This window comes from Aquicoccus porphyridii (genome assembly GCF_008369105.1).
GTDB lineage: Bacteria > Pseudomonadota > Alphaproteobacteria > Rhodobacterales > Rhodobacteraceae > Aquicoccus > Aquicoccus porphyridii.
On the sequence record NZ_VINQ01000087.1, the window covers coordinates 1 to 551 of the forward strand.

Genomic DNA, 551 nt, shown 5'->3' on the forward strand with positions numbered 1-551 from the left:
GAGGTCGGCCTGATCGAGATCAACGAAGCCTTCGCGCCGCAAGTCCTGGCCTGCCTGAAGTTGCTCGGCCTGGACTACGAGGACCCGCGGGTCAATCCCCATGGCGGCGCCATTGCCCTCGGCCATCCGCTCGGCGCCTCCGGTGCGCGCCTGGTGCTCACCGCCGCCCGCGGGCTGCAACGCATCGAGCGGCGCTACGCGGTGGTCAGCCTGTGCGTCGGGCTCGGCCAGGGCGTGGCGATGGTGATCGAGCGCTGCCGATGAGACACCGTTCCCCCTAGAAAAAGAGGCGCCCAGGCGCCCGTTCGGAGTGCGTATGAACAACAACAAGAAATGCGCGTTTTTCCTGCTGCCGATCCTTGCCGGCGATAGCGTTCCCGCCCTGGCCGAGGGCTTCCTCGAAGACTCGCGGGCCAGCCTGGCCTTGCGCAACTTCTACATGAACCGCGACTTCCGCGATGGCGCGGGACGTGCGAAAAGCGAGGAGTGGGCCCAGGGCTTTCTCTTCGACTACCGCTCGGGCTATACCGAGGGCACCCTCGGCGTGGGTC

General features: G+C 67.0%; 1 protein-coding gene and 1 pseudogene. Both read left to right on the forward strand.

The window, feature by feature from the left end; all coding sequences use genetic code 11:
* Positions 1-264 (forward strand): annotated as a pseudogene (locus tag FLO80_RS23700) (3-oxoadipyl-CoA thiolase); the annotation flags it as partial.
* A 52-nt stretch (positions 265-316) separates the two neighbouring features.
* Positions 317-551, forward strand: a 235-nt coding sequence (locus tag FLO80_RS23705; protein WP_149187130.1) for an OprD family outer membrane porin, incomplete at its 3' end; no start/stop codon positions are given.